The following is a 26522-nucleotide window of genomic DNA, read 5'->3' as shown; positions in this document are numbered from 1 at the left end:
TGACGAGTTGACCAGGGAATAACCAGTTACCCGGTTCCGTTTACCGGTTTGGATCCACCCTAAGCAAAGACTCAGCCGACCCTTCTTCGCAAACGCTTCGCAAATCCTTCGCAAATTTGCGAAGAAGCCTAAGAGGAGTTCCGAAGGATTCTAAAAGGATTTGCGAAGAAATTGGCCTCCCACCCTCCTCCTTACATGATCCCAGGCATATCCAAGAGGTCTGAACTGGGATTTATGGGATGGCGGGACGTTTGGGATTGTACGAGACAGACTGTAGCGGAATGCTCAGGTAGTTGTCTAACAGTGGTCAGAGAGTTGTCTGGGAGTTGTCTGGGAATGCTCATACGCCTGAGCAGTTCCAGAGAATACCCTGAGAGTGTCCAGAGAATACCCAGGCAATTCCCCTACAGTTTAACTACCATCCTGCCGGTACCAATCTCCCATTCACTCCATCCATCACCTAAATCCCAGTTCAGACTTCTTCCGGAGGCTAGTATTGGCTATAGCGATTGAGAAAAATTTAGCAGTGCAAAATGACGATCAGTATTAAATTTAATTTCCACTGAAGTTATAAGGTTTCTATATCGATATAGATTTAAATAAGAAACAGTTCATTGACAATTCCAATTGAAAAGTCTAAAAAAACTGTTCTTGCGCATCTCTGCGTAAGGCAAACACTATTCTTTTTTCTGAGTTTACTACTTCTTACTACCAATTCTGTACTGAAAACTAATATAAGGAGGAAGGGTTGCTGCCAGCTTTTGGGTAGCAATGGCCACCTGGTTGCGAACGGTGAGAACAGAGACCTGGAGAATATCGGCTACTTCTTTATAACGCATGCCATCTTCTTTCACCATTTGAAAAATGAGCCGGCATTGTGGTGGTAATTGTCTGATTGTTTGCTGAATGGTATTGATGAGATCGGCGGAGATACATAGTTCTTCGGGATTATCGAGGCTGATGACCGTTTCCAGATCCATTTCATCGAGACTGGCAACGGGGTTCTTGAAATGGCGGGTAATATAATTAAGACAAAAGTTCTTCGCTATCTGATACAGATATACTTTCAGATTAGCGATCTCAGGTAATTTATTCCTGATCTGCCATAATTTAATGAACACATCTGACACAATTTCTTCAGCTGCTTCGGCCGACTTTACAAAAGAAAAGCAAAAACGATGGAGATTATGAAAGAAGAGATTGTACAGCTCGTGATAAGCTTGCATATCTTCATACAAAGCAATCCGCTCCTGGAGCGACCTGATATGATTGGGATCATTCAAAATGGCAAGTTCTGGTTTTATCGCAAGCCTAATTTCAGATAAAATAATTACATCTGCAAAAAATTTAGCATTGGTGATGGATAAAAGGTCAATAATACAGTTGCATCCCACACGCTGTATTAACTTATAAAATGATTACAAAAACAACATTTTTTACACCTCTAAATTCCCCAATAAATTCAAAAATTAATTATTCTATAAGCTTTACTTATCTTTCCGATCGTATTTTTGAAAGCTTAGCACATATTACGATATTATGAAGAAAGTACTTTTTGCAGCTATCGTTTTACTGACCGCCCTGGCTGCCTGTAACGACAATCCTGATGCAGGCGCCAACAATGCCGGCGATTCCAATAATAACGCCAATGCAGCCCCTCCGGCTATTCAATATGCAGTAGTTAATAAATACCCCCACGACACCGCCTATTTTACCGAAGGCCTGGAGTTCTATAAAGGTCAATTGTTCGAAAGCTCAGGGGGCAATGCCGATGAAAGCCCCTACCCCTCTGAATTTGGCATCGCCGATCTGAAAACCGGAAAGGCGACTCCCAAAGTAAAGCTGGATAAAACCAAATATTTCGGTGAAGGCATTACCTTTTTCAATGATAAACTGTACCACCTTACCTGGACCAGCGGGGTTGGTTTTGTATACGACGCCAATACGTTCAAACTGATAAGAGAGTTCAAGATCCCTGCCAAGGAAGGCTGGGGACTTACACACGATTCCACCCACCTGATCATGAGCGATGGCAGCAGCAACCTGTATTACCTCACTCCTGACTCGCTTAAAGTGGCCAACATTCTGCGGGTAACGGATAACAACGGCCCCGTAACCAATATCAACGAGCTGGAGTACGTAAACGGGTATATTTATGCCAACCAGTGGGAAACAACGTATATCCTGAAAATAGACCCTAATACGGGTAGTGTGATTGGAAAGATCAACCTGGATAATCTGCAGAAAGAAGCGGCCGCACTGCGTCCTGGCGCCGATGTGTTAAACGGCATTGCCTACAACAAAGAGACCAACCAACTGCTGGTTACCGGCAAAAGATGGCCTTATTTATATGAGATTAAAGTGCAGTAATTATTTACCGATAACGTAGATCAGCGAACTGCACTGTTCCTTATGAAAAAGCGTGTTTAAATTGGAGATGGAGCCCATGATACCGCCTTTGAGCACGCTTTCTTTCCCTGTTTTGTATTTCTCACTCAGCATGCTTACATAAAAGCTATCGAACCACATGGGTTTTACCGCGCGTAAACTGAGCCCATGTTTTTCAACCAGTAACCGCATTGATTCAGGCGAGAAATGATACAGGTGGCGGGGCACATCGTAGGCAGCCCAGTTTTCTCCGTATTTCGAAGCATCGAGGCTGGTATAGTTAGGCACGGCGATGAAAAGGGCGCCTTGGGGACGCAGTAATTCTTTCAGCCGGTACATATATTCATTCAACAGGTGCACATGCTCCAGCACATGCCACATGGTGATAATATCAAAATTGCCTAAAGCAGGATCAAAGAATTTATCGGGCGGGTATACATACAAACCATACTGTTTAACGGCAATTTCCCGGGCTACTTCACTTGGTTCAACCCCTTCCACCGCCCAGCCATGCTGCCGCATATGGTCCATAAACGAGCCTATTCCACAACCAACATCCAGCAGGCGGGGCATGCTTTCGGCATTGGTATAAGATTGCACCAGTTTCCTTTTATTTTTCAAACTACGTTCGCGCACTCGAAGGTATAACCTGTTCACCAGTCCTTTGCTGGTATTACTGTGTGATATATAATCATCCGACTGATAATAAGCGGCTATATCATCCTGTTGGGGCACGTCCTGCGTAAATCGCATGGTACAACGGCTACATTCCCAGATCTCAAATGTCTTATGCGATACGGTATGGTCCTTTGTTGCCAAAACGCGATGTATGTCTGACGAATCGCAGGCAGGGCAGGTGGTATAATGTATAAGTGACGACATCAGATTTTTATGACCTGCAAAGAAAAGAAAGAATCCCTTTAGTTTAAAAGAAAATTAAGGGGCTGCGTTGATCGGTTGGTGGTTTCCGGCGGCGGAAGTAACAAATCCGCTTTTATACACCCTGAAAAAGATCATCCCCAATGCCAATGCAGCTATAATTAAGGCAAAAAACCACCAGCCTTTCTTTTTTGGCTTTTCTTCCTCCCATGGATAATGATAAGGCTCGTTAGGGTTCGGCGCCTGCTCATCGCCCGATACAACATTATTCTCCTCTGTTGCAGTTGTGGGGCCGCTGTCTATGTTAGAGATCTTGCGGGTCACTTCCTGGTCGCCCACCAGCATGGTATGCTGCGTGTGAGTATGTATTACGCGATTGGCCGGCGTTGGTTCCTGTAAACCGGGAATACGACCGGCAGATTCAAATACAATTTCTCCCGAGATATCTTTTTTCAGGGTCCCTATGCCTTCCCACTCAACGATATTCCCATCGCGCAATTTGCTGCGTAGTTCATAGGCCCATTCATTATACCATTTAATGGCTTCATAATCGGCAATGTTCTGCTGCTTGGCCAGATAGGTGAAAAAATCTTTATCCGGAGCATCAAAATATTTATCGAAACGGAAATGATAGTCTGGGGGTAGAATACGACGGTTCACAAAGTCAGTTTGCGCCGGAATGCGCTCAATATACATTGAACCCAGCCCCGGAATACTGATGCTTTTATGTTGAAGCAGATAACTTACCAACACATTATTCATAATAAATATCCTTTGTTTACTTCTGCAAAGAACAAAAAATTTCCGGTAATGGAAACACAAAGTTTATCCCCAATACGAAATAGACAATTGACTCCCTATTTCGTATTAAATGAATAAGTTAGACCACCCATAAAGCTAAATCCAAATACATGGTACTGGTTCCAGCGCTGGTAATCCTGATTTAACAAATTATTAAGCTGAATCCATAAATTAAAGTTCTTAGTGATCTTATACTCCACGCCTGCATTCAGATCGAAGGCCTTATCGCCTTTAAAGGTCTCGCCAGTTTTGCCGAGGTACCTTGGCTTGTTCCAGGCCCACAGTTCAGTATAAAAGAACAGGTCTTTCACCATCTGCCAGTGAATGGCAGCATTGAACTCCACGGGAATTAACCCATAGGCGCCACCTTGCTGCTCCAGCTTATAGTAATTATTCCAGGTAAGGCCGGCGATAGCGCTGAATTCCTCCCCAATGGTATAACCCAGTTCACCATGTAATTGCAGGTTATTCATCCTTGGTTCATAAAGGGTCAGGAAATTTTTGCCGGTAGAATCTGTTATATAATTATTGACAAACAAGGGCATGTTGTGATAGGTAATCAGGCCCAGTTTGGTTGAATAAGAAAAATGATCGCCCAACGATCCTTTTATGCCTCCATACATTTCAATGGTACGGGTATTCATCAGGGTATCGGGCTGCGCTAACCAGGGATTGATGGACGCGAAACGCTGGTACGAACCTTTTTGATAGCCCCCTACCCAACCCAATTGCAGGGTGAATTTTTTATCGTCCGTAGTGATATCTGCCATGATATCGGGCAACATATGAAAATCCTTGTGGTCCCAGATGGGCAAAATACCGGCATGCAAATACACGTTATCAGTTTTAACCGAAAGTGCTGCTGCCAACTGGTATAAATTATTCTGAATGGTTGTTTTATTGCCTTTATCGCCAAACTTATAATTGGTGAGGTCAGCAGTAGCGCCAAGGCCGAAAGCGAATTTCTCCCCAAAGGTCTTTTCCAGCGGCAGGTTCACAACCGTATTGGTTTCACTTCCTTTAGAGGTGTTGCTGATCTTGTCGCTAAAGCCGCTTACCTTAATGCTGGGGTGGTAATTCAATCCATATTCAGTGGGTGCAATATTGCGGAAATCAATCTTCCCTTCAATGGTTTGAAAGCGTTGCTGCAGATCGTCTTTGGTATATTTATTTTTAAGTGAATCGGGCTGGAACCCATATAAATAATAATCATCGCTGCGGAAACCTAAACTACCATTCCACTCCATATTCTTGGTGGTTTTATAGGTAGCCGAGGCGCCTACACTGGTTTGACTGTTCTTTTGGAAGGGCAGATCGCCTTTTGACGTATAGTGATTGGCGAATAAATTAAAGAAGGTTTGTTTGCCATCGCCAAAGCTGAACCCGGCTTTTATATATGGCTGATGAATGTTACCAATACCTGCTTTTATAAAATTGCTGTATTGCCAGGAGTTGATCGAATCTACTTTCAACGCCACCGGACTTACTCCTGCAGGCTGATAATTGAAAAATAAATTCTGCGCGGGTATATTGTAAATGAGCCTGGGCTTGGTAGTATCTACCGCAGGTTCGGTTGCATTAAAATTGATCTTTGATGCTTCCCGTAATACCGGTTTAAATTGAGAGGTTACATCAATGGTCTTTCCTTTATTGGGCTCCTGCGCCTGCGCGGTAGCTGCGGCAAGAATACCAGTTAAGAAAACTATTGCTTTAAATTGTTTATTCATCTGGAAAATGATAATTCGTGAATGGTGAATGGGCGTCTCCCTGAAACCTGTAACCTGAAACTTGTAACTGGCTCCCCCTTTAAGGGGCTGGGGTTACCCCCCTACCTTACTATTCTTCTTCTCTTCCTCCTGTGCTTGTTTCAACTTACGGTCCGCTTCCTGACGCAGATCTTCGAGTTTGGCATTGTCTACAATACTTTGGAATGTAGCCTTGGCATTGAAATAATCCTTTTGTTTCAGGTAAACATCACCCAGTAACAAATAGGCTTTGGTTACCCATGTTTCGTAGGAACCTGATTTGTTCACCACTTCAAACGCCGCTTTTTCTGCATCGCTCAGTCGGTCCTGCACAAAGAAACAATTAGCAATTTCATACCGTGCTTCTGCACCATAGGCCGATTTGTTCAACGAAACAACCTGGCGGTAATAACTGATCGCCTGCTCATACTGGTTGGATGCCTGGAACGATTTGGCGATGGCCATATTCGCAATCACTTTATCATCGGAACCAATGCCTTTCTGCGTCAACAGGTCTTTTGCATTGGTAACGGCCTCATTCCATTTTTGTAACTGGAACTGGCTGCGTAACAACCCACGCATGGCTTCCAGTTTGTTCTCCTGCGAAGTGGCGAACTCTTTCAGCTTGGTAAAATATTTCTCCGATTTCTCGTAATTCTTCAGCTCAAAGAAGTTCAGTCGTGCCGCATTCAGCAAAGCCTTTTCACCAAATTTATTGGGCACCAGGTCTGAAAGTTTCTCATACCCTTCGGCGGCTTTTGCGTAATCTTTTGCGTTATTAAAAATTTCACTCTTGTAGTATAATGCTTCCAGGGCAAATTTGCCATCGGGGAAACGGGTAAGATATTCCTCAAATTTTTTAGCTGCTGCCGGGAAATTGCCATTGTTGAATTGCACTTCCGCCTGCTGATACATCAGCTCATCTTCCTGGTTGCTGGTAATTTCCTTACCCATTGAACGGGCAAAGGCTACGTATTCACTTGTTTTACCCTGTTCTACATATATAATACGGGCATTCTCCAATGCAGCATCAGCTTCCGGTGAGTTGGGGAACTGTTGCAGTACGGTAGTATATTGTTTCAGCGCTTCATTGTCGTTATTCAGATTATAATTAGCGATCCCCATTTTCAGATAAGCCTTGGGCTTTAATGATGAAAGCGGGTCGCTGATCACATTCTTTAAATAGGGAATGGCTTCGCGGAACTGTTCAGCTGCGATATAGGTGTTGGCCACTTCCATGTTGGCATCGGCCGACAAATTCGATTGCGGATAACGTCGGTTGATGGTAGCCAACAGGTTGATCTTTTCCTTTTCATTGCTTACCCCGGTGATCATGGCTTTTTGAAAGGTAGCATAGTCGCCAGCCGCCCAGCTATAACTGATCACTTTGTCATACATCGCCAGCGCCTGTTTGAAATTGCGGTTCATATAGTAACAATCGGCGCTGCGCACATAGGCATCCTGCTCCAGCGTACCGGCATTGATCTTGGGGTCTTTTACCACTTTTTCAAAAAATCCCAGCGCCTGGCTATAGTTCTCTCTTTTCAAAAAGCAATACCCCAGGTTGTAATTGGCATTGGCCGGATTTATTTCTATATAAGAAATGGGACGTTTCAGGTATTCGAAGAAGTAGCGGATGGCATCATCCAGTTTATTCAACCGGTAAGAGATCTCTCCTTTCCAGAATTGTATTTGTGGTAATACGGCTGTATTGTTCGCGTCTGCCTCAGCTTTAGTAAGCAGGTCGCCGGCGCTTACCAGCATACCATCGTTTATTAATTCAGTGGCCCGGCCGTATAATACCACAGGGTATAATTTGCGGGCATTGGCCGATGGGTTCTTTACACTTTCCAGTAAAGTAAGGGCGTCCTTATAGTTATTGGTGCTGGCCAGCATGTTTACCAGCAATTCCTTGGCTTCGTTGTTGTATTCTGATTGCGGATACTTGTTCAAAAATTCCTGTAACTCATCCAGGGCTACGTCCTGGTAACCGAGTTCGTAAGACAATTTTGCGTAATTATATTGGGAAACTTCCTGTTGTTTTGCGTTGCTGCTGTTGCGGGCGCACATCAGGAATGCGTTACGGGCATTGGCTTTTTGACCTGTTTTTAAATAAGCGTCACCCAGCAGGTACATGGCGTTTTGCGCCAGTGAATCTTCTTTTCCGCTGATTTGTTTGAACCCGTTTATTGCTTTATTCCAGTTCTTTGCTTCATAGTAACAATAAGAGAGCTCGTAAATATCCTCGCGTTTTACACTGTCGGCCTTGTTCACATATGTTTCCAGGTAAGGCAGTGCTTTATCAAACTGCTTTTTCTCAAAATAGGCATGCCCCACCATCTGGCGCATTTGATTTTCATTGGTCAGGTTGCCTCTTTTCAATTTTGCTTCGGCATATTGCAGGGCCTGCTCTTTTTGTCCCAGCGAATATTTGATACCCGCAATGTAAAAAGGCACTACCTTGCCATAAGTGGGGTGATCTTCCACCACTGAAAAGGCAGTGAGCGCATCGTTATAGCGTTTTTCGTAAAAACAAATAAAGCCATAATAATAGTTGGCATCGGCATAATTGGGATCTTTTTTATCCTGCCTAATGACATCAAACTTAGGTTTGGCCTTATCATATTGCTTTAACGTAAAGTATACATACCCCTGATGAAACTTCATATCGGCCACTTCCCGGTTACTCAGGTTGGCGATACTGGTAGTTTCGTATAAAGAACCGGCCGCTGCCAGATCATCTTTACGGAAGTAATATTCCGCCAGATGAAAGCTCATCATCTGCACCCGGGCCACATTATCTTCCGTTTCAATAAATTTTTGTGCCTGCACTACGGCGCCTTCCTCATTTTGCTTCAACGCACAAACGATCGTGTAATACTTTATTTCCTGATAGGTAATAGCCTGGCTGCTACGGTCGGCAGATGTTTGTTGTAATTGCAGGTCTTTTAATAAAGGATATGCCAGACTGTACTGCTCCCGCTGATAGAACTCTTTAGCTTGCTTGAAAGTTGCCTGGGGATCTGTTATTACACGGGTTTGCTGGGCATAGGAAAAATGAAAAAGACCTAAGAGGGTTATGAGAGCTGTCGTTTGTTTCATTCCAGTGTCCTTAAGGTGATAGGTAAAACTTCGTAAAGGTTCTAAATATTTAACCTTAAACCAAACATCGTTCCAAACAGTTGTGGATAAGTAGGAGGATTAACAATTCTTTTTAATACTAAATGTGAAAAAAACAAATACCCTATTTTTGAGCTACCTTAAAAACGAACTCATGAAAAGACTATTGAGCACCGCCTGTTCTGAAACTTCCTTTAACATCGCCGTATTGATACTCCGGGTAACTTTCGGCTTACTGCTTCTTGTCAATCATGGAATTGACAAACTGAAGCATTTTGCCGAAAAACAGGGCAGCTTTCCCGATCCCTTTCACATTGGTCATATGCCAACACTGATGATGGTTCTTTTTGCAGAAGTGTTTTGCACTGTATTTATAGTGCTGGGACTGTTCACCCGTATTATGGCCATTCCCGTTGTTATCAACTTTGCAGTAATTGTTTTCCTGGTTAATAAAGGTTATTCGGGCCAGGCCGAAAGCGGCGTTTTTTATCTTGCCGCCTTTTTTAGCGTTTTATTAATGGGCCCGGGCAAATACAGCATCGATGGCGCGATGGGGAAATAGATCGTGAATGGTGAGTGGTGAATGGTGAATGGAGTCTGAGATTTGGAATTCAGAAATAATAGGAAAACTCAAAAATTCGCGAGCTATTCACCATTGACCATTCACCATTGACCTTCTTCATTTACCACAAATTACCCTCCCAACTCACAATTGCATGTTTACAACTGAAACGCAGATACGTGTTCGTTATGCCGAAACCGACCAGATGAATGTAGTGTACTATGGAAATTATGCCCAGTACTTTGAGGTTGGCCGCGCAGAATCTATTCGCCAGTTGGGTTTTACCTATAAAGACATGGAAGCGATGGGTGTTATTATGCCCGTTGTGGAAATGCATTGCCGCTACCTGCGTACGGCCCATTACGACGATCTGCTGACCATCAGGACCACATTGAAGGAACTACCCACCGATCATAAAATTGAATTTCATGTGGAAGTTCTCAATGAGAACAAGAAATTGTTAACCGTTGGGCGCGTGGTGCTCTTTTTTGTAACCGCTAAGGAAATGCAGAAGACGACGATGCCTGTACAGCTATACGATAAATTGAAGCCTTATTTCTAGGTGGGTCATCCGCCAGCTGGCGGATGGCTCTTACATGCTATCAAGGTGAGCCGCCCTTTAAGGGCGACCCACCTCATACCTTAGCTACTTTAACATATCCAACACACCATACATTTTCTTTACTATCTCCACCGGCGATCCGTCGTAATTATTCACGATGATAGAAAAAACGTATTGTTTGCCATCTTTAGCGGTATGATAACCCGCAAAGGCACGCGCCCCGCCAATGGAGCCGCTTTTCATTTTCATGCCATTATATTCGGGCAGGGCATTATAAAATGCGGGGTACCACGGCCGCGTTCTGGCATATTCCAACACTTTCACTTCGGCCATAGTAGTTACCCTGTTCTGGGGCGATAAGCCACTGCCATCGATCATATGCACGGCTCCTTTATCTATTCCCCGTTCACTCCAGAAAGTACGCACCAGTTCAACGCCATCTTCTGTTGTACCCACACCGTTTTTTTCCCGCGCCATGGTTTTTATCAGCACTTCGCCATACATGTTAATGCTTTTGCGCAGGAACCAGTAATTGATGCTGTCAATAGGTGGCGACAAAAGCGTAATTAATTCCTGTTGCATCGCCGGCCAGTTTTCATTATTCCCCCTGCTTTGCGCATAGCTTTTATAGCGGCCGGTCACGGGAATATTTTGTTTTGATAATAGATCTTCCAGTACATGGGAAAATTGTAATGGTGCATTGGGGAAAGCGCCTGAGATCACAAACGGTTCATTTCCCCCGGGAACCGTGCCCTCGGTAAACCCGCTCACGGAATACGGCGCCATGTAGATGTATCCATTATCGCCACTCCCCTTTTTACCGGTAATGATCCGGTTATTGAGCGCAGCCGACTGCAATTGGGGAATTGTTTTTACAATTTTTGTTGGGTCGCCTTCTTTTTGTCCGGGCTGCAATTGCAGGTCATATTGATTTTCGCGCCAGTTAATGGCCCAGCATCCTGCGCCGTAATAATTACCAATATCATCCCAGATCCAGCCACCGGGTATGGGTTGAATGGAAAAGGCCGAATCGTTCAGCAATACATCCCCATTGATCTTTGTAATGTTGCGCTGTTGAAGGGCTGAAGCTATTTTCCTGCAAACCACTTCTTCTTTGGTATCGTTCCAGCGCCAGCTGCCCAGTGTAGGATCTCCATAGCCGTTAATATGCAGGTTGCCATTCAACATCCCGTTCTCAATTTTGCCATCATAGCCCAGCACTGTTTTGTAGCGGTAAGTGCTGCCCAGCAGTTCAAATGAAGCGGCACTGGTAAACAGTTTCTGGGTACTGGCAGCGGCCAGTCCCAACTGGGCATTGTGCTCGTAAACCGGTTTTCCGGTCTTTGCATCGGTCACATATAAACTGATGATGCCATGCTGCATCTGGGCATCTGCTTCAAACTGCTTTACTGCATTCGCCAGTTTTACCGGAATGGTTTGCGCTTTACCTGTACTTACAAGCGTTGTAATAAAAACGACCAGGAGTAACTTTTTCATGGATAAGTTATTTGAATGATGGAAATTAGTGAAAAGTGGGATTTTTCGTTAGAGAAGTTATTTGCACAAACCTGCAGGTTGATGAGTTGACAGGTTAACAAGTTGAAAAGTTAACACGTTAACAAGTTGACAAGTTAACAAGTTGACATGTGATTGAAGTGAGGCGTTTTCGGTAAGAAAGAGAAGGTTGATAAGGTTGAGAGAGTTGATATTGATAAAGGGACCGGGAAACAAGGAAAGGCTTTCAACACAGAATTTGCTTTGCCGCGTTGCGGCCCTCTGCCTTCTGCCCTTTGCCTTCTGCCCTTTGCCTTTCCCGATTCACCGCATTAACTTACATTTGTCCCGAATAAATAGCTATGGAAAAAATAGTCGCCTCCATTATAACCATTGGTGATGAATTGCTGATAGGCCAGGTAATAGATACCAACAGCGCTTTTATTTCGCAGGAACTGAACAAAATCGGGGTGTGGGTTAAAAGAAGAGTGGCCGTAGGTGATAACAGGGAAGAAATTATTCGCGCCCTTGACGAGGAAAGCCGCGATAGCAACATAATAATTATGACGGGCGGGCTGGGGCCCACCGCCGATGATATAACCAAACCGGTGCTGGCCGAATATTTTGGCGGCAAACTGGTGATAAATGAAGAAGTGCGCAAACACGTGGTATATCTTTTTGAACAGGTATTTCGCCGGCCCATGATCGAGCGCAACCTGAAACAGGCAGAAGTGCCGGATGTTTGCACGGTGCTGCCCAACGCCCGCGGCACAGCGCCGGGAATGTGGTTCGAAAAAGCAGGCAAAGTATTTGTTTCCTTACCCGGGGTGCCGCATGAAATGAAGGGTTTGATCACAACCGAGGTATTGCCCCGGTTGCAGCAAAGCTTCACGATGCCGTTCATCAGTCACAGGACCATGCTTACCGCCGGGGTGGGCGAATCGTTTCTGGCAGAAACCATTCAACATTGGGAAGAAAAACTTCCGGCACACCTGAAGCTCGCCTACCTGCCCAACTATGGCATGGTACGGTTGCGCATCACCGGATGGAGCACCAACAAAATCCAGCTGGAACAGGAACTGGACACCGAATTTGCCACATTAAAAAAGCTGGTACAGGAATGGCTTGTGATTGACGAGGATGCAAGCCTGCCCATGGCGCTGAGCAAACTGCTGCGGTCGAAGAACAAGACCATGGCCACAGCAGAAAGTTGTACGGGCGGGTATCTTGCACACCTTATTACTGCCATCCCGGGCGCCAGTAACATATATAAAGGCAGCATAATAAGTTATGATAACGAAGTAAAGATCAACCAGCTGCAGGTATCGCCCATTATCCTGCAAAAAATGGGTGCCGTGAGTGAAGAAGTGGTGACCGAAATGGCCGCCGGTGTGCTGGCAAAACTGAACACTGATTATGCAGTAGCTGTTTCAGGTATTATGGGGCCCGATGGTGGTTCGCCTGAAAAACCGGTGGGCACCGTTTGGGTGGCAGCCGGCGATAAACATAAGCTGGTGACCCAAAAATTTCAGTTCCGGTTCGACAGGGACCGGAATATTGAAATGACGGCCACACAGGCTTTGAATCTTTTGCGGAAATTTATAGTGGAGAACGCGTAAGCAAACACTTGTTAGTATAAATCATTATCTTCGCGCCGACAGGATGTTGCGATTTGCATATTAATTAATAAGTTCGCAGCTTCAGTTGTTAATATTGTTCGTTACCCTAAAATAGAAAAACCGCCTACGCCAAAGCTTCGGCGGTCAAAGTTGTAAACCATTCCCGGTAAACGGGATATAAAACCTGCAATTGCATATGGCTCTAGTTGACCTGGTGATGCCTAAAATGGGTGAAAGTATTACAGAAGCCACTATTTTAAAGTGGTTTAAACATCCCGGAGAAACGGTGAAGATGGATGAGGCGATACTTGAAATTGCCACTGACAAGGTGGACAGTGAAGTTCCTTCCGTGGCTGAGGGCGTACTAGAAGAAACCTTTTTCAACGTAAACGATGTGGTGCCTGTAGGTACAGTGCTGGCGCGCATCAGGTCAAATGCTGCAGAACCTGCCACAACCCATACACCGGTAATTACCAGTCCGGCGATTGAAATAGCAGAGAACCGCACGGTACCGGCCGATGTGTATCATCAACCGGTAACCAGTGAATCGTTCTCTCACCAACCTGCTACGCAAAACGGCGCCCGTTTTTATTCACCCCTGGTGCTGAACATTGCCACCAGCGAAGGCGTTCCCTTCAGCGAACTGGAAAACATTCCCGGTTCAGGAACTGATGGCCGTGTTACCAAAAAGGACATCCTGCAATATGTAGCCAATAAAAAGGCCGGTAAACCAGGCGTTTCTTCCGCCACAGCAAATAGTACTGCTACCCCGGTGTACAGACAGGAAGAAACAACGCCTACCATTCTGCCCCAGGTTAGACAGCCTGAACCGCCGCCTCAACAACATATTCAATCTTACAGCGGTAATGTAGAGATCATTGAGCTGGACCGCATGCGTAAAATGATCTCGGAGCATATGATCCGTAGTCAGGATACCAGCGCGCATGTAACCAGCTTTACCGAATGTGATGTTACCAATATGGTGCACTGGCGCGATAAGGTTAAAAAACAGTTTGAAAAACAGGAAGGCGAGAAACTCACCTTTACGCCTTTGTTCATAGAAGCCGTCATTCGTTGCATTAAAAAATATCCCTGGCTCAACAGCAGTGTGGATGGTGATAAACTGATCGTAAAGAAAGATATCAATATTGGCATGGCCGCCGCCCTGCCTACCGGCAACCTGATCGTACCGGTTATTCGCAATGCCGATCAACTGAACCTGGTTGGGTTAACCCGCCAGGTAAATTCGCTGGCCAATGCAGCCCGCAACAACAAATTAAAACCCGATGATACCCAGGGTGGCACCTTTACGTTAACCAACGTAGGTACTTTTGGTAGCCTGATGGGTACTCCCATCATCAACCAACCGCAGGTAGCCATTCTGGCAACAGGCGCCATCAAAAAAAGACCGGTGGTAATAGAAACCGAACAAGGCGACTTCATTGCCATCCGCAACATGATGTATTTGTCGCTGTCATACGATCACCGGGTGATCGATGGTGCACTGGGTTCTACATTTCTGAATGCAGTAGCCAAGGAACTGGAGAACTTTTCTGCAGACAGAACGATCTAATAATTGATTATAAGCTTTTAACAGCTATGCCTCCCAATTTATCGGGAGGCATAGCTGTTTTTTATACATACTAAGTCTCAAAAACCTGCGTTTAGAATATATCATGATGCAAGCGCCTGCACTTATTTATATACTGTTTAACGGAAAATAATTAAACCATCTCTTCGGGACATCGTCTTTTTTTTGTAAATTGATAGTAGTGACAAACCCGTTTGTTTGCCTGTGGAACTATCGATTTAGAATGGCTTTTTTTCTAACACCTAAACGTAATCATATGAAGATGCTTTCAGAGACCTGGTTTGCCGAAGGCTATATTGATTTCGAGTTAAAGAAATATACACTCCTGGCCTATCTGCAACAGGTAAACCAATACTTCACTGAATCGAAATTGTATCCACAATTATCTGATGTGATCTTTCACTACAATAACCTGCAGGCATTAAAGGAAAACAAAAAATTCTTACAGGAACAATTCCCCAAAAAGTTAACCGGGGTGCAAATAGAGAAATTACAATTGCTGTATGAGCAGATCATCGGCGATGATGAAATGATGCAGGAGTTGGAAGACATCATTACTTTTTCGGCCGATAAATTAAAAACAGCCATCAGCAGTGGTACCGAGATCTATGAATTTGTTGAGGACAAGCTGAACATCTTCCCTGTAGGACTGGTGCCGCTCGATACGCATGAAGGGTATTTCTTTTTAAGTGAAGGCACGTACCGCCATACGCTCGTGTATCAATACCGGCTGAGTTTTTTTGAAAAGCACGATGAAAAGTACCGGGCCATCAGAACAGAGTATGTGAGCGAATGGGAACGAAACATCGTGAATAGCTACGAGAACATTAAAGCGGAGTTATTACGTAATAAAAAAGACTTACCCAATCCTGCGGTGTATTCGATTGAAACGGAGTTGACGTTTCCTATATCGGAGACGTTATTGCCAGTAGCTAAGCGTAGCCTGGTGCGTTATATTTCTAAAGCAGCTTAGTTGATCAGTTAACCAGTTGACCAGTTAACCAGTTAACCAGTTATTATACGGGCGCGGCTCGCCATTAATGGCGAGCCGCGCTTTTTTAGTAGTCAACTAATAAAATGATCAACTATATCAACCTTTTCAATTTTCTTTCCTCTTAACCTTTTTCTTCCTCGTCAACTGGTCAACTGATTAACTGGTCAACTCAGAACCCCTTCTTTTCCTCCAACTCCATCCCCCAATCAACTCCTTTAGAAGTAGCCGGCACGCCCTCCGCCAGCCAGTGCGGCGCAGGTGCTCCTTTCAAAAAGTAATCGAAGTATTGTGAGAGGCGTATGCTCAGGTCTTTTCGGTTCCTTCTTTCCACCAGGTTATGGTCTTCCCCATTGTATTGTAACATCCATACTTTTTTTCCCAGGCGGCGCAAGGCGGTAAAGTATTCAATACCCTGGTACCAGGGCACTGCGCCATCGGCATCATTATGGGTAATCAACAAAGGCGTTGTTACTTTATCGGCCCTGAACAATGGCGAGTTCTTGATATACAGATCAGGGCGCTGCCACAAGGTATAGCCAATACGACTTTGGGTACGCTCATACTGAAACTGCCGGTTCACCCCGGTTCCCCAACGAATACCGCCATAGGCGCTTGTCATGTTCGATACGGGTGCGCCGGCCTCCGCTGCGGCAAACATATTGGTGCGGGTAACTAAATAGGCTACCTGGTAGCCACCCCAGCTTTGTCCCTGTATGGCCATTTTGGTTGAATCGACCCAGGGCTTTTTAGTAAAATATTTTGCGGCCGATACCACCGAGTTATAAGCGCTTTCACCGGGCTCGCCTTTTTTATAATGGATATCGGGCACAAACACCAGGTACCCATTGCTTACAAAAAGCGGAATGTTTATCGTAGAAGCGCTGGGCGCCGGCGGGCGATAGGTATACAGGTCATCAGAATTTTTTTCGTAGAAGTACAGGATCATGGGATACTTCTTCTTTGCATCAAAATTTTCGGGTTTGAATAACAGCCCTTCCGATTGCTTGCCATCGAACATGGTCCATTTTACCAACTCGCAGGTTAACCAGTTATAGTCTTTTTGCTGGGGATTACTGGCATATAAGGGGCTTACCAAAAGAGAATCCCTGTATAGCTTCCTGTTATCGTCAAACTGTATGTCAGTCACTTCAAACATAGTATCCAGTAAAGTTTCCAAAACAGGCGAAACATTATAGCTTTCCGAAGTAAACAAGTATCTTTTTGCCGCTTTTGCCTTTACTACCAGGAAGCCAATCTGGAATTTACCACTGAGGCTGTAACCGGGGATCAAGGGCCCCTTCATATAATGAAATGCCAGGCCATTCTGTTTGGTCACTTCATTCAGTGTTTTAAATACTACGGTTTGCGTATCGGTAATAAACTTCTCTTCTTTATCAGTTTGGGTATAACGATATATGATCTTATGCATCCGGCCATTTCCTTCAGTCAAATTACGAGACGCTTCTTTGGCTTCCGGATCGCATTGCCATACATCGTACTTATCATATATATACACATATTTATCATTTTGATGCCATGCCACAATACCATGTGGCAGTGGATCATCGGGATGGTCATCTTCTTCATCATACAAAGGCACCCTGATGTTTTTTGTGATATTGGTAATTACCCCGGTACTTACAGTATAGGTGATATAATTTTTTTGCGATGGATCATACCAGATCACATATTTTCCGCCGGGTGAGATGGTGAAGAAATTGCGTTGTTTTTCTTTTACCAGTTTACGGCTGCCATCGATGGTAGAAATAATATAAGCGGTTGTTTTTGCAAATCCCTGCCACTGGCTTTCTACCCGGTTACCTTTTGTTGTAGTGGCCAATACATAATCGGCATTTTTATCATCGGCCAGGATAATATTTTCTGCATCTTCCGCACCTAATTGAATTACTTTATCATCATTGCCATTCAGTACTGCTTTATAGCTTCTTTGCAATTCAGTATTCAACTGCACCAGCTGTTGTGGTTGCAGGTAGTCATCGTTGTAATGCCAGATGTCTAACCGGGCTGTTTCAAAATCAACCAGCGTGGTGTCTTTTGGCTTGCGGATGGGCATTAACCCAAAAAACAATTTTTGTCCGTTCTGGCTGAATTCAGGGACCAATGTTTCGCTTAGTGTTAATCCATTTCTTACACCGGTTGTATTTCTGTCAACCCGCATGCGCGCGCTGTCCATACCGGTTCGGTAGTAATATAGTTTGTAGAATTTCTGCAAGGCTTTGGTGCTGCTGTCGCGTTCGGCAATAAAAGCCAGTTGAGCGCCGGCCTCATCGAAAGCGAAACTTTTGGCGCTGTTATATCCCCGGAAGATGGTGTCTGCTTTTCCATTTAATGTGTTGTACCACACTATAGCCGCTTTTTTCAGCGTATCGGTATTACTGCGGCTCGTTTCTATAATAAAGGTATAACCAGGCTTACTGAAGTAATAATCGCTTACCAGGGGGAATTTCTTTTCTTCCCCGGTATATAAATTCCGCAGCACCAGTTCAGTGCCTTCTTCAACCGGCTCACCCGGTTTTGGGTTGGCATCTTTCTTTGGCGTTTTTAATGCGGCCAGCCCTTTTGTTTTTGCTTCATTGGCTTTGTTGCGAAGGCTATCGGCTACCCGGGCCAAACTATCGGCCATATGCAGCAAACTATTTAGCTGTGTAGCAGAGTCGGGTTGTGCTACCACAGGCGGTACCGGCAGGGCTTTTTCCTGTAAATAAGCCAGCCATTGCCCGGTGCCTTTTTCCGGCATTTTAAATGATTTGATCCGGGGAATGCGCAGCACGCTGTCTTTACCCAACTTTACAATAGCCAGACTGTCCTTAGGCATCTCGTCGGGCTTTTTCTTTTTGATCTTAGCTTCGCGTGTTGCAGCAAAAAGCGGTTTTATTTTACAGATCACAAAGCGGTCATCGTCGGTGATCTCAGCGGCATAACCACGGGGAATTTCTTTGCGGTATGATCTATCTATGGCCTGAATAACCAGAGTGGCATCCCCTTCCTGCGGGGTTATAGTATATACCACCCATTTGCCATTATTGCTGATATAACGTTCATTGATGCTTTGCCAGCCATCGTACACAGCATGCGTCAGGGGTTTCTTTTGCGCGGAAGCGTGTAGGCCTGCCAGCAACAAAAGCGGAATGCAGAGTAAATTTCTCATTAGTTGTCATGGTTAAAAAATAAAATTAATATAAACCCTGCTTTTCCGGTAAATATCATCCTGTCATTCAACCGTTCGTATATAAAGAAAAGGCTGCCTCTTATGACAGCCTTTTAACTACAATATTGTATAGAGCATTAATCTATAGGGATCGGATTGGCACGGCGGTAAACTGCCTTAACCCGTCCATCATTAACATTACAACCTGAGATCAGGTAAAGCTTGTTATCAGCTATATAATAGAATGTTTTGAAATATACGCGGGTAGAGTCATCGTATGTAAAATCAATGCGCCTGGTATAAGTATCCTTAAGATTTGTCTCACAAACGCTCTCTTCTACTGTGTTGTCGGGTGCAGTAGTATATTTTCCCTGCTCCAACACCTTGTCCTTATCATATTTTATAAACGTGTCATCATTAAATCTCAACAGGTTTCCATTGCCGGGTTCATATGTTTGATTTGGCATCCAGGAGGTGCCATACTCTGCCAGTTCCCAGGTACTTTTTAAATCATTCTTAGGATCATTATTGTTCTTATCCTTTTTACAGGCAACAAATGCAGTTACCATTATAGTAATCATTAGAATGCTGTAGGTCTTTTTCATGTGCTAACGCTTTTACCATCTGACATGCAATTAGCCAATAGCGTTGCACCCGTATTTTCAACTTATGCTTTTTTCCTGCTTTTATATACCAGCCAGGTTTGTAAAACAACTGATAGTAGAATTAAAAATAATCCAACATAAAAGAAACTGGATAAGTATTTATCCTCGCGGTAAATAAGAAAGGCCAGCGCTATACCATACAGCGGTTCCAGGTTGTAAGTAAGATTCACCGTAAAAGCTGAGATCTTTTTCAATGCGTTCATTGCTAAGGTAAATGCCCACACCGTACAAAACAAGGCTAACACCAATAACCAACCGGTATCTGCCAAAGTGGGTATTATATGGCCTGCGGGAACAAACTTTAAATAAAATGGTAAGAGCAGTGTAAGGAAAAAGAAGCCACCGCTTAATTGATACAATGTTACAGTTTCAGGTTTGTAACGCTGCACCAGTAACCGGTTAAACACCGTGAACAAACTGGCCAGTAATGCAGAGATCAATCCTATGATGATGCCGGTTTTATATTGCGGGTCAAATTGAAAAATAAGATAGATGCCTGCAATCACCAGCAGGCTCAGCAGCAATTCATTTCTGTTAAATGGTTTGCGGTTAATGAGTGGTTCCAGGATAGCAGTAAAAAAACCGATGGCCGAAAAACAAACCAGCGCTACCGATACATTCGAATACTTGATGCTTGCATAAAAACTTACCCAGTGTAAGGCCACAATAACGCCTACGCCGGTTATGCGGGCCATGCCGGCCAGCGAAATGGTGCGCCTGCTACGCCTGAGTAAATACATCACCCATAGCACTAACACTGTTATCAGCAACCGATACCAAACCAGCAGGGCTGCATTGAGGGTAATAAGCCGGCCCAGCACACCGGTAAAACCGGCCAGGAAAACCGCCATGTGCAGTTGTAAAAAGGCTTTACGCATAGGATATGTGAAGATACCCTTCGACTCCGCTCAGGGCAAATTTAAATAGCAAGGTCCCGGCATAGCCGGGACCCCACATATAAATAATTAATTATGCTATTTTGTTTTTGCCAGCACCTGTTCCTGACCTACTGCTGTATAGGGGGCAACACCGGTGTTTTTAACCCGGCTGCGATAATCTTTGAAAAGGCTTTGCCAGCGCAATTTAAGCACGCCCCAGATCCCTTCTTTTACAATGCCTTTATGCATTTTTGAAACACCGAACTTGCGGTCTTCAAAAATAATAGGCACTTCTTTTATTTTAAAGCCCAGTTTCCAGGCGGCAAATTTCATTTCAATCTGGAATGCATAGCCCAGGAATTGGATCTGATCGAGGTTGAGCGATTCCAGCACTTCCCGCGTGTAACATACAAACCCGGCAGTGGTATCCTTCACCGGCATCCAGGTAATGAGGCGGGTATACAACGATCCGCCTTTCGACAGCATGATGCGGTTGCGGGGCCAGTTAATGGTGCCGCCGCCTTTCACATACCGCGATCCTACGGCCACATCTGCGCCGCCTTTTGCACAGGCTTCGTATAAGCGTTGCAGGTCTTTGGGATTATGCGAAAAATCGGCATCCATTTCAAAGATATATTGATATCCTCTTTTCAGGGCCCATTTAAAGCCATGAATATATGCGGTTCCCAAACCCAGCTTGCCTTTACGTTCTTCAAGAAATAATTTGCCGGCGTATTTCACCTGGCGCTCTTTCACCAGCGCGGCTGTTTGATCGGGTGAGCCATCATCAATAACAAGGATGTGAAAATTATTGTATTGGGCAAGAATGATATCGATCAAATGGCCGATATTTTCCTTTTCGTTGTACGTCGGTATGATAACGATATTTTCCAAACAATTCGGATTGATGATATTGGAATGCGAAAATACAATAATTCAAAATGTGAATTATAAAATACACATTTGCAAGTAAATAAATAGAAAGCAAATCAGAGCCCCTTCTTTAACAACGTTCTGTTAAAAATTTCCGTCAGTTTTGCCTTGGTATGCATGGGAAAATCACCTTTCATCATCCAATCATAATATTGAGGCTCAGCTTTTAACACTTCCACCACTGAACGGCCTTTGTGTTTGCCGAAATTAAACACCTCTACCCCATTGTCCATAATCATGCGCCGGGCAAAATCTACAATATTATCATCGCCTATACAGGTAATGATTGTTTCCACGCTGGTTCCCAATTGCGGATATTTCTCAATCTGGGCCTGTAATACCTCCCAGGTGGCTACGGCGTCAACTTCGGCGCCATGGGCTCCATCCAGGTTCTTGTTACAGTAAAATTTATATGCCGCGCTCAGTGTGCGTTGTTCCATCATATGGAATATTTTCTGCACGTCGAGCAAACGGCGTTGGTTAAAGTCGAATTCCAGCCCTACCCGTAAAAACTCCTCTGCCAGCAGGGGAATGTCAAAGCGGTTTGAGTTGTACCCTGCCAGGTCACAATTATCCAGGAACTGTTTGATCTCATTAGCTACCTGTTTAAAGGTGGGGGCATCCTTCACCATTTCATTGCTTATACCATGTAAATCACGCGATACAGCGGAAATAGGTATTTCAGGATTGAGTAGTTTACGCTTAATCAGACGGGCGCCATCGGTTTGAATTTTCACAATGGCTATTTCAACGATACGATCTGAGCTCAGGTTCACCCCGGTGGTTTCAAGATCAATAATTGCCAGCGGCTTCTTTAACTGCAACATTCAACAATGATAATTGATAATGGTTATAAAATTAGGCGTATAAGTAAAAAATTATAAATTGGTCATTCTTTCCCATTCTGGAATGCAGATTTTCTAAAAAAGAGGTAACAATATAGGGCTAATTTATTATTAGCCGGTTATTTGCTTTGCAAAAGTAAGCATATCTGCTCCATCATAATTACCTGAGCTCATTAATAACAGGCAGGCATTTTTATAGTTCTGCTCCTGAAGCCATTGCATCAGTTTTTCTTTATCGTTCACCACCTGTAACCCTTTTTTCCCAAAACCGGCAATCACTTTTTCGGCAGGCAGCTCGGGCATGCGCTTCAGTTCCAGGGCATGGCGGCTGTAAAAAACAGCGGCTTTGTCGGCCGGGTCCATGGCGCCTTTGTATTCGGTCATAAACTGTTCGTTCAGGCTGCTATAGGTATGCAGCTCCAGCACGGCTATGAGTGTACGATCGGGAAACTGCTGTTTCACCGCATCCATGGTAGCTTTTACTTTTGAGGGGGCATGCGCAAAATCGCGGTACACCGTGGTGTGCTCATTGCGGGCCAGCAGCTCCAACCGTTTGGCTGCGCCGGTAAAGGAGGAAATGGCCTTTACAAAGGTGACTGCATTCATTCCCAGGTCGCGACATACATACCAGGCAGCATGCAGGTTCAACAGGTTGTGGTTACCAAATACCTGCAGTTCACTGGTTTGATCTTCAATGGTAAGGATGGTCTTTCCCTTTGCAATGGTATGGAAGGGAACCGAGTAAGGCTGATAACGAATGTCCTTTCGCTTATTTTGGGTCACCAGCTTTTTTAGCACATCGTCAGTCTCGTTATATATCAGCAGTCCGCCCGGTTCAATCTTATTAATAAAGATGGTGAACTGCTCCAGGTAAAAGTCAAATGTGGGAAACACATTTATATGGTCCCAGGCAATGCCGGTAAGGATGGCAATATGCGGAAACAGAAAATGGAACTTGGGCCGCTTTTCTATCACACTGGCGGGGTATTCGTCGCCTTCACATACTATTATGGGGGCATGTGTAACCTGTACCGACTGATCGAACCCTTCGAGGCGGGCGCCTACCAGGTAGTCGAAATCTTTTCCGGCTTTTCGCAGGGTGTGCATGATCATAGCGGTGGTGGTGGTTTTGCCATGACTGCCACCTACTACCACGCGCGTTTTATCCTGGCTTTCCTGGTATATGTATTCGGGAAAGGAATAGATCTTTAAACCCAGTTCCCGGGCCCGTATTAATTCCGGATTGTCCTGTTTGGCATGCATTCCCAGGATCACAGCATCCAGGTCGGCGGTTATTTTTTCGGGATGCCAGCCGATAGCTTTGGGTAGCAGTCCTTCCTTTTGCAGGTTCGAATGGGCAGGCTCAAATATTTCATCGTCACTACCGGTTACCTGGTAACCTTTTTTGTGCAAGGCAAGCGCCAACTGGTGCATCACGCTTCCACCAATAGCTATAAAATGTACTTTCATCTGAATATTTTTTATTTTTCCGGGCCAGCTGGAACTTACCATCCCGATGAAATCGGGAGGACGTTTCATTTTCAACAACTGATTTACGGCTAAATGTATTTAAGCTGAAACGATTACCAAAAACTTTTTGTATACATACAAATAAATTTTGCTCACAGGCTTGCAGATGCCGGATATTCTTTGTTATTTTGACCATCTTACAGTTATAATTATCCAATCCTCTCGAAATTTTCCTCTCCTTTAAGTCCGTTAACCTTTGAATGACCTGATGATCGTGTTACGCCCTTATTTATTCATCAGGCAATTGTAAACTTTAAATATCACAAAAATGAAACGGACTATCATTATCGTAGCACTGGTTATTTTCGCCTGCGCAACTATTACCTCATGCGCGGCTTCAAAGGGCTCAGGATGCAAAGGAACTCAAGGCTATGTGGGATACGGCGGCGGCAGATAAATTTATTTAACCCTGATATTATGTAATAGGTTGCCATTGTGGTAGCCTATTTTTTTTGCTGCTGTCTGAACTGGGATAAGTGGGATGTTTGGGATGGGGATTCAGACAGCGGCACAAAAAAACCCTTCCGCATTTAGCGAAAGGGTCAATTTCTTACGGCTTGCTGAAAAAGGGCCATCCTGAGATCAGGACGGCCTCTAACGATTGCTTGCCATATGAAAAAAAACTTATTTCTTCTTTTTTGTAGTAGAATCAGCTTTCTTAGTAGTATCAGCAGCTGGAGCTGGAGCCATTGAATCAGCAGGAGCAGTAGCTGCAGAATCACTTACAGTTGCAGGAGCAGTAGCAGTAGTGTCTGTTTTGTTCTCAGTGTCTGCGCTTCCGCCATCATTACATGCTACAGCGAATAAAGAACCAATAGCTAATACTAACAACAGTTTTTTCATTGTACCGTTTTTTGTTTGTTTACAAATGATTTATGTAGTTTAATACAGGAAATGAAAGAAGGTAACCCCGTAACCCATCTTTTTTTTAATATTTCTGAAAAAAAGTTCAATCTTTCCGACTTAGGGGATTTTTCGACCCATTTTTGGCCTGAATTTTACCAACTGGTTGGGTTACTTCTCCTTAAATTGAGTATTAATTAATGGTTCAAAAGCGTGAAAACAGATTCAACCGACGAAAAAGCACTGTTAAAAGGATTGGCAATAAACGACCGGAAGTCCGTTGAGACCATATATAAACTATATTATAATATGGTTCAAACGTTGATAATCAACAATAACGGGTCTGCTGACGACGCACGGGACATATTCCAGGAAACTGTAATTGTGCTGTATGAAAAAGCCAAAAGCGGCTCTTTCGAATTAACCGCCCAGCTAAAAACTTATGTGTATTCGGTTAGCCGGCGGTTATGGCTAAAAAAACTGCAACAACAGCAGAAATATCTTCCCAATGTTGCGGGGCTCGATGAAACAGTTCCGGTTGATGAAGAAATTGAAAGCCACGGACAACGCAATTCAGAATTCCAGATGATGGAAAAAGCTTTGTTGCATTTGGGCGAACCCTGCAAAAGTTTGATAGAAGCCTTTTACCTGCAGAAAAAAAGCATGACCGACATAGCTGGTCATTTTGGATATACGAACGCTGATAACGCCAAAAATCAGAAATATAAATGTCTGATGAGGCTTCGGAAATTATTCTTTGCCGAATTTAAAAACAACGACGTGTGATGCAAGATTTACAATTATTAGATGCTATTGAACGATTTCTCCGGGGTGAAATGTCGCCTGAAGAAATGGCTTCCTTTGAGCAGCTGCGAAAAAGTAATCCCGAAGTGGATGAAAAAGTAGTGGAGCACACTATGTTTTTACACCAGATCGATCAGTTTAGCGAGTGGAAGTCTTTTAAAGGAACCCTGCAGGACGTTCATAATCAACTGCTCGAATCGGGCGACATTACCGAAGAAGCACCAAGAGCCTCTGTAATACAACTGTGGCGCAAATACAAACGGGTGATGGCTGTGGCCGCCTCCATTGCCGGTATTACTACCCTTCTCATCGCCAGCATGGCCACTTATTACACCCAAAAGAAAACGGCCAGCGATCTGCAACGCTTAAGAGGCGAATACAAATCGGAAATAACAAAGAAAACCAACGAAGTAATTAATAAGGTACAGGAACGCATTACCAAAGCACCTGAAAACACACCTGTGCGTTTTGGTGGTACCGGTTTCCTGATCGATGGTAAAGGATACATTGCTACCGATGAGCACGTTGTGAACGGCGCTTCCAGTGTAGTAGTGCAAAACAGCAAAGGACAGGAATTCAGAACCCGTATTATCTATACCAATAAAGAAACCGACCTGGCCATCCTGAAAATTGAGGATGACGATTTCAGAAGCGTCGGTCCCCTGCCCTATGGCATCCGCAAAAGCGGAACCGACCTGGGCGAACCTTTATTCATCCTGGGTTTCCCCCGCGAAGAAATTGTGTACAACGAAGGATATATGAGTGCCAAAACCGGTTATAATGGCGATACCTTATCATTTCAGTTAGGCGTGTCGGCTAACCCGGGTAATTCTGGCGGCCCTGTATTCAACAAGAATGGTGAAGTGGTGGGTGTTATCACGGCCCGTCAAACCCAGGCGGTAGGCGTTGTATTTGCCGTTTCCTCAAAAAATATCTTCCGCAGCCTGGAAGATGTTAAAAAAGATACTTCCTTCCAAAACATCCGTTTAACGCTGTATTCTTCTATCAAGAACCTCGATCGTGTACAACAGATCAAGAAGATTGAAGAAGGGGTGTTTATGGTGAAATGTTATTAGAAGATACAAGGTTCAAGATATAAA

The 26522-nt window shown here is 44.2% G+C and carries 21 protein-coding genes; 8 read left to right on the top strand and 13 right to left on the bottom strand.

The window, feature by feature from the left end:
* Positions 1-698: 698 nt before the first annotated feature.
* Complete coding sequence (locus tag ACJ751_RS17380) at positions 699-1283, bottom strand: RNA polymerase sigma-70 factor (protein WP_407746789.1); 585 nt, start codon at positions 1281-1283, stop codon at positions 699-701.
* Between the two features lie 256 nt (positions 1284-1539).
* Between ACJ751_RS17380 and ACJ751_RS17375 the strand changes: the two genes are divergently transcribed.
* On the top strand, positions 1540-2370 hold the full coding sequence (locus tag ACJ751_RS17375) for a glutaminyl-peptide cyclotransferase (protein WP_407746788.1): 831 nt from the start codon (positions 1540-1542) through the stop codon (positions 2368-2370).
* Here the strand turns inward: ACJ751_RS17375 and ACJ751_RS17370 are convergent, their stop codons facing one another.
* The 4 genes from ACJ751_RS17370 to ACJ751_RS17355 all read right to left on the bottom strand — a co-directional run bounded on the left by ACJ751_RS17370 (position 2371) and on the right by ACJ751_RS17355 (position 8915).
* Positions 2371-3270 (bottom strand): methyltransferase domain-containing protein, encoded by a 900-nt coding sequence (locus tag ACJ751_RS17370; RefSeq protein WP_407746787.1) that lies wholly within the window; start codon positions 3268-3270, stop codon positions 2371-2373.
* A gap of 54 nt (positions 3271-3324) precedes the next feature.
* Positions 3325-4029: a hypothetical protein gene (locus ACJ751_RS17365; protein ID WP_407746786.1), complete on the bottom strand. Its 705-nt coding sequence runs from the start codon at positions 4027-4029 to the stop codon at positions 3325-3327.
* A gap of 95 nt (positions 4030-4124) precedes the next feature.
* A complete protein-coding gene (locus ACJ751_RS17360; protein WP_407746785.1) occupies positions 4125-5795 on the bottom strand; it encodes a hypothetical protein in 1671 nt (556 codons plus the stop codon).
* 93 nt (positions 5796-5888) lie between these two features.
* Complete coding sequence (locus tag ACJ751_RS17355) at positions 5889-8915, bottom strand: tetratricopeptide repeat protein (protein WP_407746784.1); 3027 nt, start codon at positions 8913-8915, stop codon at positions 5889-5891.
* 172 nt (positions 8916-9087) lie between these two features.
* Between ACJ751_RS17355 and ACJ751_RS17350 the strand changes: the two genes are divergently transcribed.
* Complete coding sequence (locus ACJ751_RS17350) at positions 9088-9495, top strand: DoxX family protein (RefSeq protein WP_407746783.1); 408 nt, start codon at positions 9088-9090, stop codon at positions 9493-9495.
* A gap of 154 nt (positions 9496-9649) precedes the next feature.
* On the top strand, positions 9650-10057 hold the full coding sequence (locus ACJ751_RS17345) for an acyl-CoA thioesterase (protein WP_407746782.1): 408 nt from the start codon (positions 9650-9652) through the stop codon (positions 10055-10057).
* An 84-nt stretch (positions 10058-10141) separates the two neighbouring features.
* On the opposite strand, the gene dacB is transcribed toward ACJ751_RS17345, so the two are convergent.
* The gene (dacB, locus tag ACJ751_RS17340) at positions 10142-11554 is read right to left on the bottom strand and encodes a D-alanyl-D-alanine carboxypeptidase/D-alanyl-D-alanine-endopeptidase (RefSeq protein ID WP_407746781.1); all 1413 of its coding nucleotides are present in this window, start codon (positions 11552-11554) and stop codon (positions 10142-10144) included.
* Positions 11555-11913: 359 nt separating this feature from the next.
* On the opposite strand from dacB, the gene ACJ751_RS17335 reads away from it, so the two are divergent.
* The 3 genes from ACJ751_RS17335 (at position 11914) to ACJ751_RS17325 (ending at position 15734) form a co-directional block, all read left to right on the top strand.
* Positions 11914-13170, top strand: a complete 1257-nt coding sequence (locus tag ACJ751_RS17335) for a competence/damage-inducible protein A (protein ID WP_407746780.1) — start codon at positions 11914-11916, stop codon at positions 13168-13170.
* A 196-nt stretch (positions 13171-13366) separates the two neighbouring features.
* Positions 13367-14743 carry a dihydrolipoamide acetyltransferase family protein gene (locus tag ACJ751_RS17330; protein ID WP_407746779.1) on the top strand — a complete coding sequence of 459 codons (1377 nt, stop codon included), beginning with the start codon at positions 13367-13369 and terminating at the stop codon, positions 14741-14743.
* Between the two features lie 274 nt (positions 14744-15017).
* The gene (locus ACJ751_RS17325) at positions 15018-15734 is read left to right on the top strand and encodes a hypothetical protein (protein ID WP_407746778.1); all 717 of its coding nucleotides are present in this window, start codon (positions 15018-15020) and stop codon (positions 15732-15734) included.
* Between the two features lie 190 nt (positions 15735-15924).
* Here the strand turns inward: ACJ751_RS17325 and ACJ751_RS17320 are convergent, their stop codons facing one another.
* The 7 genes from ACJ751_RS17320 to ACJ751_RS17290 all read right to left on the bottom strand — a co-directional run bounded on the left by ACJ751_RS17320 (position 15925) and on the right by ACJ751_RS17290 (position 24618).
* Complete coding sequence (locus tag ACJ751_RS17320) at positions 15925-18924, bottom strand: alpha/beta hydrolase family protein (RefSeq protein WP_407746777.1); 3000 nt, start codon at positions 18922-18924, stop codon at positions 15925-15927.
* Positions 18925-19061: 137 nt separating this feature from the next.
* Positions 19062-19529 carry a hypothetical protein gene (locus ACJ751_RS17315; protein ID WP_407746776.1) on the bottom strand — a complete coding sequence of 156 codons (468 nt, stop codon included), beginning with the start codon at positions 19527-19529 and terminating at the stop codon, positions 19062-19064.
* 62 nt (positions 19530-19591) lie between these two features.
* Positions 19592-20467: a DMT family transporter gene (locus ACJ751_RS17310; protein WP_407746775.1), complete on the bottom strand. Its 876-nt coding sequence runs from the start codon at positions 20465-20467 to the stop codon at positions 19592-19594.
* A gap of 96 nt (positions 20468-20563) precedes the next feature.
* Positions 20564-21361, bottom strand: coding sequence for a polyprenol monophosphomannose synthase (locus ACJ751_RS17305; protein ID WP_407746774.1), 798 nt, complete (start codon positions 21359-21361; stop codon positions 20564-20566).
* 95 nt (positions 21362-21456) lie between these two features.
* Complete coding sequence (locus tag ACJ751_RS17300) at positions 21457-22227, bottom strand: exonuclease domain-containing protein (protein ID WP_407746773.1); 771 nt, start codon at positions 22225-22227, stop codon at positions 21457-21459.
* Between the two features lie 129 nt (positions 22228-22356).
* Positions 22357-23784 carry a UDP-N-acetylmuramate--L-alanine ligase gene (gene murC / locus ACJ751_RS17295; RefSeq protein ID WP_407746772.1) on the bottom strand — a complete coding sequence of 476 codons (1428 nt, stop codon included), beginning with the start codon at positions 23782-23784 and terminating at the stop codon, positions 22357-22359.
* Positions 23785-24399: 615 nt separating this feature from the next.
* Positions 24400-24618 (bottom strand): hypothetical protein, encoded by a 219-nt coding sequence (locus tag ACJ751_RS17290; RefSeq protein ID WP_407746771.1) that lies wholly within the window; start codon positions 24616-24618, stop codon positions 24400-24402.
* 213 nt (positions 24619-24831) lie between these two features.
* On the opposite strand from ACJ751_RS17290, the gene ACJ751_RS17285 reads away from it, so the two are divergent.
* A complete protein-coding gene (locus tag ACJ751_RS17285) occupies positions 24832-25404 on the top strand; it encodes an RNA polymerase sigma factor (protein WP_407746770.1) in 573 nt (190 codons plus the stop codon).
* Positions 25404-26498, top strand: a complete 1095-nt coding sequence (locus tag ACJ751_RS17280; protein WP_407746790.1) for a S1C family serine protease — start codon at positions 25404-25406, stop codon at positions 26496-26498. The genes ACJ751_RS17285 and ACJ751_RS17280 overlap by 1 nt, the downstream gene beginning before the upstream one ends.
* Positions 26499-26522: the final 24 nt, after the last annotated feature.

Source organism: Niastella sp., assembly GCF_045805085.1.
In the GTDB taxonomy this organism is placed as follows: domain Bacteria; phylum Bacteroidota; class Bacteroidia; order Chitinophagales; family Chitinophagaceae; genus Niastella.
This window is presented reverse-complemented; position numbering and strand designations above follow the sequence as displayed.